The organism is Acinetobacter sp. RF15B, assembly GCF_007558235.1.
GTDB classification, from domain to species: Bacteria; Pseudomonadota; Gammaproteobacteria; order Pseudomonadales; family Moraxellaceae; genus Acinetobacter; species Acinetobacter lwoffii_C.
This window is the reverse complement of sequence record NZ_VLSR01000002.1, coordinates 1-15494: the sequence shown is the minus strand read 5'-3', so window position 1 is coordinate 15494 and position 15494 is coordinate 1. Positions and strand designations below refer to the sequence as shown.

Below are 15494 nucleotides of genomic sequence, written 5' to 3'. Positions count from 1 at the left end.
CAGCAGCTTATAATTTTCATGTCTACAAAGTCAAAACGTCGTCGCCATCTCATTTTGCAGCTGTTTTTTCGTTATCAAATTAAGAACAGTTGCGTTAGAATACTCCACTTTGATTCTTTTCTCTCAGGTCTTAAGTCGATCGCGTTATGAAGCAGCACTTTCCTTTAAAAAATGCACAACAAGAAAAGCGCATCTATCGCAATCGGGTCATGATTTCGTTTGGGATCGTCATTTTCTTTATGCTGCTGCTGGTATGCCGCTATGCTTACCTGCAAATTTTTAATTTTGAAACTTTTTCCACGGCTTCTGACCAGAACCGGATTCGCCTGCAACCTTTAGCGCCCGCACGGGGATATATCTATGACCGTAACGGGGTGCTTTTAGCCGATAATTATCCAGTTTTTACAGCAACGTTAAGCCGTGCAGATGTCAAGGATATTGACCAGACTATTGAGCAACTCAAGCCAATTTTAGACCTGAGCGAAGAAGATATCCAAGGTTTTCAGAGCCGGATTAAAACCGCTCGTCGTACCGAACGGGTCTCGATTAAACTGAACCTGAATGAAAGTGATATTGCACGTTTTAGTGAAGTGAAATATCAGTTCCCAGGTGTCAACATTGAGACCCAGATGACCCGCTATTATCCGCATGGTGAGCTGTTTGCTCATGTCATCGGTTATGTAGGCCGTATTAATGACAAAGAACTCAAGTCGATCGATAAAGACCTGTATGCCGGCACCAACCTGATCGGGAAGATTGGGGTAGAAAAATCCTACGAGGAATTACTGCACGGAGTTCCGGGCAATGAATCGGTTGAAGCAGATGCCTTTGGTAATGTATTGCGTCATCTCGGCCGTAAAGACCCAGTCCGTGGCAATGACCTGTTCCTGTCCTTGGACTATGGCCTGCAAGTTGTTGCCTCAGAGCAGCTGGCTGGACGCCGTGGTGCCATTGTGGCCATGAATCCGAAAACTGGAGAAATTCTGGCCCTGGTCTCTAGCCCCAGCTTTAACCCGAACCTGTTTGTAACCGGAATTAGCCACAAGAACTATAGTGCATTAAGAGATAACCTCGACCAGCCGCTTTATAACCGTGCTGTACAAGGGGTCTATCCGCCGGGTTCTACCATTAAACCCATGTTTGGACTGGGCGGGATTCATTATGGTTATGTGGACTGGGATACCACCATTTCTGATCCGGGTTATTTTAGCCTGCCTGGCGATAGTCACCGTTTCCGTGATCATAAAAAGACCGGGCATGGTGCAGTCGATATGCATAAGGCACAGAACGTTTCCTGTGATACCTATTTTTATGTGCTGTCCTATCGCATGGGTATTGAAAAAATGGATACCTGGATGCGCCAGTTCGGTTTTGGTGAAAAAACCGGTGTAGATCTGCCCAGTGAAAGTTCAGGACTTTATCCTAACCCGGATTGGAAAATGCGTACCCGAAATGCTAAATGGCTACGCGGTGAAACCATTTCAGTCAGTATTGGTCAGGGCGCCTTTACTGCAACTCCTTTACAGCTCGCGATGGCGACAGCTATTACTGCCAACCATGGTAATAAAGTCATTCCGCACGTACTGCGAGAAAGCCGTGGCGCCAAATCCTTCCAGGTACATAATGGCACGCATGGCAAAATTGAATTTAATGGAAGTGATGAAGACTGGATTAAAATGCGTGATGCCATGGTTGACGTCATCCAGACCGGGACCGGCCGTGGGATTCGTGGGGGCTTACAGTATTCAATTGCAGGTAAAACCGGAACAGCACAGGTTAAAAGTATTGCTCAAGGAAAGCGCTATAACGAAGCCTTACTGAATGAACGTCAGCTGGACCACGGTTTATTCGTCGGTTTTGCGCCAGCAGAAAGTCCTGAAATTGCCATTGCAGTGATTCTGGAAAACGGCCGCGGTGGTAGTGCGGCTACAGCACTTGCCCGTCCGATCTTCGACTATTGGCTGCTGCACAAGGATAAAAATCCAGTACGTCCACACAACCATCAGTTAAGTGGTGGCCTGATGACTGCGGGGATCAAACCTGGTGAATTGCCAAGTGGTGAAAGTCTGCTCAGTCCAAATTCAGCCGGCACAACGAATGCATCTGACAATGCGGCAGCTTCTCCCCCAGGCAATGCTTCAGCTCCCGCAACCCCTGCACCTGCTTCTATAGAGCGAGATTAACCATGAAAAATCAGCTTCGTATTATTGGAGGTGACTGGAAACGCCGGCAACTGGCTTTTGCCAGCATTGAAGGGCTTCGTCCTACGCCAGACCGCGTTCGTGAGACTCTGTTCAACTGGCTTATGTGGGATATTCAGAATGCTGTTGTCCTGGACCTGTGCACAGGCTCGGGAGCATTATCCTTTGAAGCGCTGTCACGCGGTGCTGCTCAAGTGGTCATGATTGAACCTGACCGTACTCAGGCGCAGTTTTTAACCAATAATCTTGAGCTGTTAAAAGTCACCAGGTCACGTGCCCAGTTAAAAATTGCTACGGCGCAGCAAGCGTTGACAAATATAAAGCAGCAATTTGACCTGGTCTTTCTGGACCCCCCTTATGGCCTAGACTTATGGGAAGAATTGGCTCAGCAAGCAGATCCGCTGATTAAGTCTGAAGCTTATATTTATGTCGAAGCAGACAAGGACTTACATCAGCTGAAGCTTCCGGCTTCATGGCATTTAATTAAAACGACCAAAGCAGGTATGATCCGGGCGGGACTGTATCAGAAAAATGTAAATGCATAGTGATCGAAAAAAATCATAAAAAAGGATTCCAGTATGGAATCCTTTTTAAGTAATCACATCGTCAAGTTAAGAACTAAGCCATAACCTGCTTAACGGTCACGACGCCAGTCACGATTGTCCCGATCATGTTTCCAGTCCCGATGATCTTTATGTTTCCAGTCGCGGTCCCCATGTTTTCGGTCATAGTGGCGGTCACCATGATTCCGATCATATTGTCCATGACGGTCTTTATTGTAACGATAATCACCATCATCATAAGGGTCAACGACACAACCGGTGACAGAGATTGCAAATATAGACAGTAATATGATTCTTTTCATATTCATCCCCTCTTACTTCATTGTTTAGTATCAAATGATTTAATGGAGAATAAACGTGATGATTGTTGTACTGTTGTAGCTTTTATTCACTACTTATGCGTACAGAGATTCAGGCGAATCTGACCGCAGTCTTCAGGTATCAATACAGTGAAATATAGACTTGGATTTTGCGGGAATCTGTTAAAACTATTTACCTTTATATAAGTACTTCATTTTACGACCTTGCTGGTTTTTATTGTAGGCGCCATGATCGCAGCTTTCGTTCAAGGCCTGACCGGTTTTGCCTTGGCTTTAATTGCCCTGTCATTCTGAATCTGGGTTTTGCAGCCCAACCAGCAGCCCCTTAGAGGTATGCCCCGCTGTCTGGAGTCATCTCATTTGTCTAAGTCAGGAACAACACCAGTCAGTTTTACCCTGATAGCTTGATCTGCCTGATTTATTGGCGGGATGAATCGGAATCCCACTCGGTATTTGTTTTATTGCACATCATTCAAACCAATACTTTTAAATTGGTGCTGGGAATATTTTTGATTCTCTGGTCACCGATAATGCTACTGAATCCCCCACTAGCCGCGCTTGAATGTCCAGGAAAAGTTATTGACAGCGTGATCGGCTTTATAGGTGACATTTTAGGAGGGTTAAGTGTATTTTTCGGTTCCTTCAACCTGAATAATGATTAGACAACGGCACAGAGCAGCACAACCTAATATCCTGCGTCATTTTAATTTTTCTATTCAGCTGTTTAGCCTCGGGGCTTATTGGCAGTCATTTCTCTTCTCTGGCAATTCTCATGTTTTTTGTCCTGCCTGCCATTTTGGGGCCAGGTTGCTTTATCACATTTTTGAACTGGTCTTTAAACGGATTATTTTAGAGCGGTTGTTCAGTGCCGGCAGGTTTTCTGCTCATGAGCCAGCTGATGTAAATCAGACGATCCAGATTATTTTCTAAAACTTGGACAGTATTCCTAGAACTGTTATGGTAGGTTCATGTTCAGTAACTTCAGATAAAATTCATGCAAATTCGTGATCAGATTGTTCTTGTGACTGGCGGTGCCCGCGGTCTTGGTCTAGCTATTTCTCATGCCCTGCTTTCCGAAGGTGCGCGCGTGGTGGTGAATTATCATAATAGCCAGCAAGCAGCTGAACAGTTGGCCCAACAGTATCCTGAGCAAGTTTTTATCTATCAGGCCGATGTAACACAAGCTGATCAGGTTAATGCCATGTTTGCAGCTGCTAAAAACCATTTTAATGAAGCGATTCATGCCGTGGTCAATAATGCTCTGATCCAGTTTGAATTTAATGGCGATGCGCGTCCTAAAGTAGAGCAACTGACTTGGGACATGATGCAACGCCAGCTGAGCGGAGCAGTACAGGCCGCTTTAAATACGACTCAAGCTGCGCTACAAGATATGCAACAAAACCGCTTTGGCCGTATTGTCAATATCGGGACGAATCTGGTGCAGAACCCGGTGGTGCCTTATCATGACTATACCGCTGCAAAAGCTGCCCTGCTGGCATTTACCCGTACCACCGCTCAGGATCTGGGACAGTATGGTATACATGTCAATATGCTCTCAGGTGGGTTATTACAAAAGACAGATGCCAGCAAAGCCACACCGGATGCTGTGTTTGATTTGATCGCGGCTTCTACGCCGATGGGCCATGTGGTATCACCCGAAGAATTTGCTGCGGCTATTCTTATGTTCCTGTCTCCGTATGCACGCGCAGTCACCGGACAAAACCTGATTGTAGATGGCGGCTTGGTAAAAGGCTAAGGACTGTACAACGAAAGCACTTAAAGCCAGCCACTGGCTTTAAGTTAAGAGGTCAATTTTCTAGTTTTTAACCAGTTATTTAAATTTAGAGAGGTTAAATCAGATTTTTAATTTACACTATTCACTTTCTTATCAAACCTACCTATTTTTATTATGAAAACTATCACAGCATTGCTCGGTAGCATCTTACTGGCAGGTTGTATGTCTAGTGATCTTAAAAAATCAGAACAGATGCTCGATAACTTTCGCTGCACCAAGATTGAAACCTCACAAATGTCAAACAGTGCAGTGACGGACTATTATCAGCAGTCACTTTACAGCACCAAAGCCAAAGCTGAATCCTATATTCAGCAATATCAGCAAGGTCAAAAGCTATTTGATATTCCCTTAACCGAAGTAGTCCAGCAGCAATATGATCTGTATAAAGATGCCTGCCAGAATCTCGGAGGCATCTTGGCTACCCAGCATCCCCCCTGAACTCAGCTTGTATCCGGTTAAGCTGCATAACGCTGGTCGATGCTGAATTTTTCAGGAAATTTCGGTTGAATGTTGACATAAAAGGCCATAATTTCAGCCATATCCTGTTCATAATTTCCAGTTGGGTAGATAATTTTCCCTACACCTGCCTCTTTTTTCTCATAATCCATATAGGCCAAGGCAATAGGCACACCGGCATTGATTGCTACATGATAAAAACCGGTTTTCCATTGCTCCTGACGGGAACGCGTACCTTCCGGAGTAATCAGCATTACCAGTTTAGGATGTTCTTTAAATAAGTCACTCATGACCTGAACCATACTTGGACGCGGCTCACCTGGCTGCTTAGGACAGCGATTAATGCCAATACCCCCCATCGCCCGTACAAACGGTCCAAATGGAAGTTTCATATAGCTGTCTTTAATCGTCAGGCGGACATTCACCCTCAACGCTTTTAAAGCCAGACGCGCATAAAGTGCATCCCAGTTGCTGGTATGGGGTGCTGCGATCATCACGCATTGATCTAGGTCTTCCGGCCATTGATTATCAGTTTTCCAGCCCATTAAATTCAGAGTTTTTTCAGCCCATTTTTCAAACACGATAGGTCACAATCATTCGCAAAAATTCGGCACAGTCTAACAACAAAGTAAAATATAGATAGAGTGAAATGTACACAAAATAGACAATTAATTTATATTTGTATTTTAAACTTAAGCAAGAAATTTTTCTTTTTGCTAATCAATTACTTTTTTAATTGGGCTGATATCAAACTCTATAACCTTTTGGCTATTTTGCGATAACGCATATTTTTTATGCCACCCATCTCCCAATTTTCAGATAAAGACATTACAGGTTTCCGGGAAATCAACCGCACGCATAACAGCGCTAGTTTATTCGCTATTTTAGAAGATGGATGTACAAACAGGGTGAAGCTGATAGTTCTGATGATCTCGGTCATTCCGGTATAGACATCAGACAGTTAGCTTGGAATACGACCACTATTCAGTTTACAGCCCATCTTTCACCAGATACTCATGGTGGATTGGAACTTTCACATCCGGTAAATAGTTAGGCAATACCTTAAATCTGGATGATAGACGTTTAATTTTGACTGAATTTGGAATAAATAAGACGAATTATTTAACCCGCGTCCAACAATCTCCTGATCTGGCAGAAACCTGAAATCTGAAAATTTCCAGTTATTGACTTTCTATAACAATACTTATTATTTCATGCTGGATATAGCCGATTACATGCTGATGAAATTATTATACTTGCTGATATTTCCAAGATTCTTCAAATTATATTTGCTCAACTTCACTTGCTTCACCTACGGAATCAAACTTTAACAAGATCTCTCTTTTATATTTTCCCTGTCCTTTTAAGGTATTTAAAGTGCAATAAAAAAACCAGGTGAACCTCAATGAAAAAAATTCTATTTTCCGCCCTGCTGACTGTAACGGTTGCAAGCTTAACCGCCTGTTCAAAACAGGAAGAACGTGACATGACCAATACCGAGCAGGCCGATTCAGTTCTCAATTCTTCTACCTCTTCAGAACCTACAAGCGCTCAAAGCACATCCAGTACTGGCCTGACCACCAATGATCGTGCAGAAACTGCCCTAGATTGGTCAGGTGAATATGAAGGTGTTTTCCCCTGCGCAGACTGTGAAGGCATCAAGGTCGAACTCGAACTCCATCCTGATAAAACTTATGAATTAAAGGAAGAATATCTCGGTAAAGGTAAAAACAATGAAACTGAAATTAAAGGCAGTTTCAGTTTTGACTCACAACAGCCTTCAATTATTATTCTGGATGCCAAAGCTGAAAACCGGAAATTTTTTGTAGGTGAAAATTTTCTTGAAGCGCGTAATCTTGAAAATGGTCAAAAAATCGAGAGCAAGCTGAATTATAAACTGCTTAAAAAAGCATCCTGATAATGCATCAGCTAAAAAAATCCCCGCATAAGCGGGGATTTTTTAGATCGAATGACCGGATGATGAATTACATCATGCCGCCCATGCCACCCATACCGCCCATATCTGGCATAGCTGGTTTTTCTTCTGGAATTTCTGTGATCATACACTCAGTGGTCAGCATCAAGCCAGCTACAGAAGCAGCATGCTCAAGCGCTGAACGAGTTACTTTTGCAGGATCAAGGATACCCATTTCCAGCATATCGCCATATTCGCCAGTTGCAGCGTTGTAACCAAAGTTACCTTCACCGTTCTTCACTGCATTGATTACAACAGATGGTTCATCACCTGCGTTTGCAACGATTTGACGAAGAGGTGATTCAATCGCACGACGAAGGATGTTAATACCTACATTCTGGTCATCGTTTATGCCAGTCACACCGTCAAGTGCTTTTGCTGCACGTACTAGTGCAACACCACCACCAGCAACAACACCTTCTTCAACTGCTGCACGAGTTGCATGCAGCGCATCATCTACACGGTCTTTCTTCTCTTTCATTTCTACTTCAGTTGCAGCACCGATCTTGATAACTGCTACACCGCCTGCCAGTTTAGCAACGCGTTCCTGAAGTTTTTCCTTGTCGTATTCAGAAGTAGATTCTTCGATTTGCGCACGGATTTGCTGTACACGGTCAGCAATTTGAGCTGCATCACCAGCACCATCAACAATGACCGTATTTTCTTTAGATACTGTGACTTTATGTGCAGTACCAAGATGTTCAAGCGCTGTTTGATCTAACTGCATACCGATTTCTTCAGAAATTACAGTACCGCCAGTTAAAATCGCGATGTCTTGCAGCATTGCTTTACGACGGTCGCCAAAACCAGGCGCTTTAACCGCACATACTTTAATGATGCCACGCATGTTGTTAACAACAAGTGTTGCAAGTGCTTCACCTTCAACATCTTCAGCAATGATCAGAAGCGGTTTACCTGTTTTTGCAACAGCCTCTAATACAGTGATGAGTTCACGGATGTTGCTGATTTTTTTATCAACCAACAAAATGAACGGGTTTTCCAGTTCAGCTGTTAAAGTATCTTGCTTGTTTGCAAAGTATGGAGAGAGATAACCGCGGTCAAACTGCATACCTTCTACAACATCAAGCGAATCTTCAAAGCCTGAACCTTCTTCAACAGTGATCACGCCTTCTTTGCCCACTTTTTCCATTGCTTGCGCAATCAGTTTACCTACAGTGGTGTCAGAGTTTGCAGAGATCGAACCAACCTGCTCAATGGCTTTAGAATCAGATGCTGGCTTGGCAGTTGTTTTGATATTTTCAACCACAGTTCTTACTGCAAGGTCGATACCGCGTTTCAAGTCCATTGGGTTCATACCCGCAGTTACAGACTTGATCCCTTCATTCAGGATAGCTTGAGCCAATACGGTTGCAGTTGTTGTACCGTCACCTGCGATGTCATTGGTTTTTGAAGAAACTTCGCGAACCAGCTGCGCACCCATATTTTCAAATTTGTCTTTTAGGGTAATTTCTTTTGCAACAGAAACACCATCTTTAGTGATGTGCGGTGCGCCAAAAGAACGGTCGATTACAACGTTACGGCCTTTAGGACCTAAAGTTACTTTCACCGCATCTGCAAGCGTATTGACACCAGCAATCATTTTGCTGCGAGCTGAATCACCAAATTTTACGTCTTTAGCTGACATAGTTGACTCCGAATATTTTTAATAGCTTTACAAAATCTGATATGGAATGTGTAAGACTGTATTTAGCGAAATTAAGCTTCTAGCACCGCTAAAATATCAGACTCTTTCATAATTAATAGTTCTTCACCATCCACTTTTACAGTTGTGCCGGCATAAGTACCGAACAATACTTTGTCGCCAACTTTTACATCTAACGCGCGTACGCCATTGTCAGTGATCTGACCATTACCTACTGCAATAATTTCCCCTTGTGCCGGTTTTTCTGCAGCAGAACCTGGAAGTAAAATACCGCCAGCTGTTTTAGTTTCTTCTTCAACACGACGAATAACAACGCGGTCATGTAATGGACGAATGTTGCTCATATTTAACTCCATCAGACTAAGTCTTTTTTGATTACTGATAATGACTTCGTTATTCCCTGGGTCACTATCAAAACTTTTAGATGTCACTTTTATGGAGATGGAATAAAACGCTTCAAGGGTAAAAATAAAAAAAATTTCGTTTTTTTTGATATTTTTTGATCAATCACACTGTTTCGTCTATTTATTCAGCGCATCGGAGTGCAATACAAAGCTTTTAGTTTGTTCATCAAATAAATATTGAGAAATTTTTCCTGCTGCATCAATCAAATTAAAACTGTTTGGTTGACTTTTATGGAGCCGATGCGAGGTAGAGGTTCCGGCATGTACATCATAAACGGGATGATCTACCCCCAGCCTAAACATGCAGTTTAGGTCATAGCTGGCTGGCTGATGTAGATGACCATGCAAGACCGCGAACAGGCCATGTCTGGCCCAAGCCTCCAAGGCAATCTTGGCCATGAGTGGACTATCTTTAAAACCGCGCTTATTGTGAAAAGGCACATAAAAAGGTTGATGGCTCACAATAATTTTGATCTTAGAGGAAGGTGCCTGTGCCAACTTCTGATCAATGCGCTGAATCTGCTCAAGCGATAAATGCCCTTTGGTATGATAGCGACGCCGGATTGAATTCACTCCGATCAGATAAAAATTTTCCGTTTCGAGGGTGGGTTCCAGTTCACGGAAAAAAAACTGATAACGGGTAAAAGGACTAAAGAGGCGATTCCATAAATGATAAAGCGGAATATCATGATTGCCGGGAATGACCAGATAAGGTGTACTGAGCTGATCCAGAAATCGCTTGCAGGCATAAAATTGTGCAAACCTGGCGCGCTGGGTCAAATCTCCGCTCACCACAACCGCCTCCAGAGGATGAGCCTGACAGAACTGACGAATCGCCTCCAGACACTCAGGTCTTTCTGTTCCAAAATGCAAATCAGAGAGATGTAGAATCATAAGGCACCATAACACTTAGGCTATTTTTGAGGACAGCAATATTGAGAGGCGGTGTCATTTCTACAGTTTCTCCATCTATGGCCACCATCAGCTTGTGACGCTCTGCTTTAATGCAGACATGATCTGCTGCAAAACTGTAGACGTCCGAAGCCTGATCAATCTTGCCTCTAATTAGCTGATAAACCAGTCTGAATAAAGTCAGCTTATCGCTTTTGGCCACCACCACCCCAGCGACTTTACCCTGCTCTGCTGCCTGAGCAATCCGCATTTTCATTTCTTCCAGCTGCAAAGGGTTATTTCCAAAAAAGATCAACGGCGTTTTTACCGGATATTTTTTCTGGTCAATCCAGATTTCCAGCTTGAGTTCCTTATGATTACGAATTAACACATCCAGTGCTGAGGTATAAGCATGCAAAGGCAAACGCCCAAAAAGACGATTATAATCTTCTCTTTTTTTGATAAATAAAGGATATAAGCCCAGACTGGCATTATTCAGGTAAATGTCCTGATTAATTTGTGCCACATGAATCCGTTTAGCTTGACCTGTGACAATCACCTGTGCCGCTTCAAGCAGCTCTAAAGGAATATGTAATCTTCGGGCAACATAATTAAACGTGCCCATTGGCAAAATCCCAACAGGAATGGGGGTATTAAGCAAATACTTGGCGACTGCATTTAAAGTACCATCACCGCCAGCCGCGACCACAATGCCTTTATCAGATGCCTGAGAGTGTCGTTCCAGTACCTGCTGCATAATCAGTTTAAATTGTTCTGGAGTATTAATTTCAAAAGCCTGAGTGTCATAGCCATGCAATGCAAAAATATTAGTCAGCTCTGTGTACAGCTCTTGCTGGCCTGTAATACGAAAGCCTGAATTATGATTATAAATAATCGATAAAGGTTTAGATTGTTTAGACATTTTTCGCTTAAATATACTGACACCTTTAGGCATTTTGTCGAATTCATAGACAATTAAAAGGTGCTTTATGTAAAATTCAAATCACAGTCATTCATTTAATCAATAAATGAGTTAGAACAAATATTTAATTTAAGTCATTGATAAATAATACAATCAATTAAATAAATACTGCACATAAAAAAACAAAATAACAATTAAAATCAAAGATATCCTTCTTATGTGGTTGTTTTACATCAACTTAATCAATGAGCAGCATTATATTCCAAAAAAAATCTAGCGCGCCTTTAGTCTTATTTTTTTTATGATTTTATGCTTTAATACAGCCACTTTTTTTTCATATTTCATCTGAGCAGTTGCTGTATTGTTCAGATTGTACTTTGTACAACATTTTGTACACATTTGAGATAGGCCTCACCATGACCCAAGTGAACGCACCAGAATTCGTTCGTCACCCTAAGCTTATTGCTTGGGTGGAAGAAATTGCTAATTTAACAAAACCAGCAAAAATTGAATGGTGTGACGGTAGCGCAGAAGAATATCAACGTTATATCGACTTGATGATCGCTAACGGCACAATGCAAGCGCTGAACCAAGAAACACATCCGGGTTCTTATCTTGCAAATTCTGATCCTTCTGACGTTGCGCGTGTTGAAGGTCGTACATATATCTGTTCAGAAAACAAAGAAGATGCTGGTGCAACCAACAACTGGGAAGCGCCTGCAGAAATGCGTGCTCGTCTGAACGGTTTATTTGATGGTTCAATGAAAGGCCGTACTTTGTATGTGGTTCCTTTCTCTATGGGTCCTTTAGGTTCTCATATTGCCCATATCGGTATCGAATTAACAGATTCCCCATACGTTGCAGTTAGCATGTCTAAAATGGCACGCATGGGTAAAGCTGTTTATGACGTACTGGGTACTGACGGTGAATTCGTTCCTTGCGTACACACTGTAGGTGCTCCGCTGGAAGAAGGTCAAAAAGATGTTGCATGGCCTTGCAACCCTGAAAAATATATCGTTCATTACCCAGAAACCCGTGAAATCTGGTCTTACGGCTCTGGTTATGGCGGTAACGCATTGCTGGGCAAAAAATGTCTTGCTTTACGTATCGCCTCTTATATGGGACGTGAACAAGGCTGGTTAGCTGAACATATGCTGATCCTTGGTGTAACGAATCCACAAGGTGAAAAGCACTATATCGCAGCTGCATTCCCTTCTGCTTGTGGTAAAACCAACTTTGCGATGCTGATTCCACCAGCAGGCTATGAAGGCTGGAAGATTGAAACCGTAGGTGACGATATTGCCTGGATCAAACCAGGTGAAGATGGTCGTTTATACGCAATCAACCCTGAAGCTGGTTTCTTCGGTGTAGCACCTGGTACAAATACCAAGACCAACCCGAACTGTATGGCTACGCTTCACAAAGATGTGATCTACACCAACGTTGCTGTAACTGACAACGGTGAAGTTTGGTGGGAAGGTCTGACCAAAGAAGCACCTGCCAATCTGACCAACTGGAAAGGTCAACCACATACCGGTGAAGAGAAAGCAGCGCATCCAAATGCGCGCTTCACTGTTGCTGCAGGTCAATGCCCATCTATCGATGCTGACTGGGAAAATCCGGCAGGTGTTCCTATTTCTGCATTCATCTTCGGTGGTCGCCGTGCAGACACAGTGCCTTTAATCTCAGAAGCTTTTGACTGGGTTGATGGCGTGTATAAAGCTGCAACTATGGGTTCTGAAACGACTGCTGCTGCAGTTGGCCAGCAAGGTATTGTTCGCCGTGACCCATTTGCAATGCTTCCATTTGCAGGTTACAACATGGCTGACTACTTCACGCACTGGTTAGAAATGGGCGAGAAAGTAGGTGCTAAAGCTAAAGCTTCAGGTAACAAACTTCCTGGCATCTACAATGTGAACTGGTTCCGCCGTGATGCTGAAGGCAACTTTGTATGGCCTGGTTTTGGTCAAAACATGCGTGTGCTTGAGTGGATCATTGACCGTTGTGAAGGCCGCGCTGATGCAGTTGAAACTCCAATCGGCCGTGTTCCAACTTACGAACAGTTGAACTGGACTGGTGTAGACTTCACCAAAGAACAGTTTGATCTTGTAACTGCTCAAGATAAAGATCAATGGATCAAAGAGCTCGAAAGCCACACTGAACTATTCGACAAACTGGGTGAACGTTTACCAGAAGCGTTGAAAAAACGTCAAGCTGAGCTTTTAGAAGCAGTTAAATCAGCTTAATTATAAGTTAAAGTGAAAAAAGACCGCTCATGCGGTCTTTTTTTTATCTATTTGACAACTTGAATGGATCAATGAACAAAAAATATAACAAGGGCTTTTTTTAAAGCACTCATCCCAATAACCTGCTTACCTGGGCTATCCAGCTTCACTCTGGCTAACTCTACTATGTTCTAGCAACCCGTTGTGTACGTCTGTGCCCCTTTTTATTTTATGGCCAATTTCATTTGATCTTTTAATCATTAACTTTAGAAGATACTGATCTAAACGCGATATTTCATCCACATTAAATTGAAAACCAAGTTTGCTTCTACGCCATAAAATATCCTGACTGGTTCTGGCCCACTCCCGATCTACCAAATAATCGACTTCTTTGGCAAACAGGCCGTGACCAAAATCTTCACCCAGCTCCTTCAGGCTGGAAATATGCCCTAAAAACTGCCAGACTCGTGAACCATAAGCATGAGCCCAGCGTGAGGCCAAGGTCAAAGGGACATTTTCCACACGCTGCATAATTTGCTGAATTAGAAGTTCCACCGAAACCAGATTTTCAGCTCCAGGCAATAACGCTTTTTCAGTCCAAGGTTTTTTTATTTCAGGAAAGGTTACTGCCAAGTGCGCTATGGCTGCCTCCGCCAGCTTTCTATAAGTAGTGAGCTTCCCGCCAAATACTGAAAGCAAAGGCGCTTCATGGGGCTGCGGATGCGACAGGGCCAAAGTATAATCCCGGGTAATGGCCGATGGATTATCAGACTCGTCATCACATAAAGAGCGCACACCGGAATAAGTCGATAAAATATCTTCTAGACCTAACTGCTGCTTAAAGTGATCATTATAAACATCCAGCAAATAGCTCATTTCCGGCTGAGTAATTTCAACCTGATCTAAATCGCCTTGATACTCATGATCCGTGGTTCCGATTAGCGTGTATTGCTCAAGATAAGGAATGACAAAAACAATGCGATGATCTTTATTTTGTAAAATAAAAGCCTTATCGCCATCATAAACTCTAGGCACAATAATATGACTGCCTTGAATCAGGCGCAGCCCATAAGGTGATTTCTGTTTTAAGCTTTTTTCAATAAACTGGGTTACCCAAGGTCCGGCAGCATTGACCAAAGCTTTCGCCTGTACCTGATAACCCCCTTGCGAATCTTCCAGATGAATTTTCCATAATTCATTTTCACGCTCAGCAGCTGTACAACGTGTTTGGGTGGCAATATAGGCTCCCAGCTCATGTGCCTGCATGGCGTTTAAAACCACCAGACGGGCATCATCTACTGCACAATCCGAATATTCAAAACCCTGGGTTATGTCTTCCTTTAAAGGACTACTAACGGTATCAAACCTAATATGTCGAGAACCTGCTAGTTTTTCCCGTTTTCCCAGATGATCATAAAAAAACAAACCTGTCCGGATGAGCCATGCAGGACGCAAATGCGGTTGATGAGGCATGATAAAACGAAGTGGACGAATAATATGCGGGGCTTTCGCCAACAGAATTTCCCGCTCAGCTAAAGCTTCGTGCACTAAACGAAATTCTTTATGCTCCAGATAGCGCAAACCACCATGAATAAGCTTGCTGCTGGCAGAAGAAGTGTGACTAGCTAAATCATCTTTTTCGCATAAAAAAACCGATAAGCCTCGGCCCGCAGCGTCAACCGCAATGCCAACACCATTGATACCGCCACCGACAATCACTACATCATAGACCGGATGATTCATCTGCATCATCACCTCCTTGGATCTGCTCAAACAGTATATTTAGATTTATTCTTGTTCTAATAGTTGGTTTTGCATCTAGCAAATTAACATCTTAGATTAGCATTTGAAGTGCAACACCATGTTGTTGCCATAATACCTGACTCGGACTTTTAAAGCCGAGTCTTTTTCTTGGACGATGATTCAAGCGTTGAGTAATTTCTGCAATATAGGCATCCGTATAGTCATTCAAGTCACTGCCTTTTCTAATATATTGTCTGATCAATCCATTCGTATTTTCATTTGTTCCACGCTGCCAGGCGCTATAGGGATCAGCGAAATACCAGTCGACATCTAATT

At 43.0% G+C, this 15494-nt stretch carries 13 protein-coding genes and 2 pseudogenes; 7 read left to right on the top strand and 8 right to left on the bottom strand.

Annotated elements, in window-relative coordinates; translation table 11 throughout:
• The first annotated feature begins 146 nt into the window (after positions 1-146).
• Positions 147-2183 carry a penicillin-binding protein 2 gene (mrdA, locus tag E2K74_RS01500; RefSeq protein ID WP_151205980.1) on the top strand — a complete coding sequence of 679 codons (2037 nt, stop codon included), beginning with the start codon at positions 147-149 and terminating at the stop codon, positions 2181-2183.
• A 2-nt stretch (positions 2184-2185) separates the two neighbouring features.
• Positions 2186-2746, top strand: a complete 561-nt coding sequence (gene rsmD, locus E2K74_RS01495; RefSeq protein WP_151205979.1) for a 16S rRNA (guanine(966)-N(2))-methyltransferase RsmD — start codon at positions 2186-2188, stop codon at positions 2744-2746.
• 89 nt (positions 2747-2835) lie between these two features.
• Here rsmD and E2K74_RS01490 read toward each other — a convergent pair whose 3' ends face one another.
• Positions 2836-3066, bottom strand: coding sequence for a hypothetical protein (locus E2K74_RS01490; protein WP_151205978.1), 231 nt, complete (start codon positions 3064-3066; stop codon positions 2836-2838).
• A 321-nt stretch (positions 3067-3387) separates the two neighbouring features.
• Here E2K74_RS01490 and E2K74_RS14780 point away from each other — a divergent pair.
• The 3 genes and pseudogenes from E2K74_RS14780 to E2K74_RS01475 all read left to right on the top strand — a co-directional run bounded on the left by E2K74_RS14780 (position 3388) and on the right by E2K74_RS01475 (position 5317).
• Positions 3388-4014: pseudogene (locus E2K74_RS14780) on the top strand (sulfite exporter TauE/SafE family protein).
• Positions 4015-4078: 64 nt separating this feature from the next.
• Positions 4079-4840, top strand: coding sequence for a 3-oxoacyl-ACP reductase (locus E2K74_RS01480; protein ID WP_151205977.1), 762 nt, complete (start codon positions 4079-4081; stop codon positions 4838-4840).
• 153 nt (positions 4841-4993) lie between these two features.
• Positions 4994-5317 (top strand): hypothetical protein, encoded by a 324-nt coding sequence (locus tag E2K74_RS01475; RefSeq protein ID WP_151205976.1) that lies wholly within the window; start codon positions 4994-4996, stop codon positions 5315-5317.
• A gap of 17 nt (positions 5318-5334) precedes the next feature.
• Here E2K74_RS01475 and E2K74_RS01470 read toward each other — a convergent pair whose 3' ends face one another.
• A complete protein-coding gene (locus E2K74_RS01470) occupies positions 5335-5916 on the bottom strand; it encodes a 1-acyl-sn-glycerol-3-phosphate acyltransferase (RefSeq protein WP_151205975.1) in 582 nt (193 codons plus the stop codon).
• Positions 5917-6740: 824 nt separating this feature from the next.
• On the opposite strand from E2K74_RS01470, the gene E2K74_RS01465 reads away from it, so the two are divergent.
• Positions 6741-7253: a copper resistance protein NlpE gene (locus E2K74_RS01465; RefSeq protein ID WP_151205974.1), complete on the top strand. Its 513-nt coding sequence runs from the start codon at positions 6741-6743 to the stop codon at positions 7251-7253.
• A gap of 67 nt (positions 7254-7320) precedes the next feature.
• Here E2K74_RS01465 and groL read toward each other — a convergent pair whose 3' ends face one another.
• The 4 genes from groL to E2K74_RS01445 all read right to left on the bottom strand — a co-directional run bounded on the left by groL (position 7321) and on the right by E2K74_RS01445 (position 11190).
• Positions 7321-8955, bottom strand: coding sequence for a chaperonin GroEL (gene groL, locus E2K74_RS01460; protein WP_151205973.1), 1635 nt, complete (start codon positions 8953-8955; stop codon positions 7321-7323).
• Between the two features lie 71 nt (positions 8956-9026).
• Positions 9027-9317 (bottom strand): co-chaperone GroES, encoded by a 291-nt coding sequence (groES, locus tag E2K74_RS01455; RefSeq protein ID WP_067729023.1) that lies wholly within the window; start codon positions 9315-9317, stop codon positions 9027-9029.
• Positions 9318-9494: 177 nt separating this feature from the next.
• Positions 9495-10271, bottom strand: a complete 777-nt coding sequence (locus E2K74_RS01450; RefSeq protein ID WP_151205972.1) for a metallophosphoesterase family protein — start codon at positions 10269-10271, stop codon at positions 9495-9497.
• On the bottom strand, positions 10252-11190 hold the full coding sequence (locus E2K74_RS01445; protein WP_151205971.1) for a diacylglycerol/lipid kinase family protein: 939 nt from the start codon (positions 11188-11190) through the stop codon (positions 10252-10254). Before E2K74_RS01445 ends, E2K74_RS01450 begins: the two co-directional genes overlap by 20 nt.
• A gap of 416 nt (positions 11191-11606) precedes the next feature.
• On the opposite strand from E2K74_RS01445, the gene E2K74_RS01440 reads away from it, so the two are divergent.
• The gene (locus E2K74_RS01440) at positions 11607-13436 is read left to right on the top strand and encodes a phosphoenolpyruvate carboxykinase (GTP) (RefSeq protein ID WP_151205970.1); all 1830 of its coding nucleotides are present in this window, start codon (positions 11607-11609) and stop codon (positions 13434-13436) included.
• Positions 13437-13664: 228 nt separating this feature from the next.
• On the opposite strand, the pseudogene glpD reads toward E2K74_RS01440, so the two are convergent.
• Positions 13665-15167 (bottom strand): annotated as a pseudogene (glpD, locus tag E2K74_RS01435) (glycerol-3-phosphate dehydrogenase); the annotation flags it as partial.
• 82 nt (positions 15168-15249) lie between these two features.
• A partial coding sequence (locus tag E2K74_RS01430; protein WP_151205968.1) for an IS30 family transposase occupies positions 15250-15494 on the bottom strand: 245 nt, incomplete at its 5' end.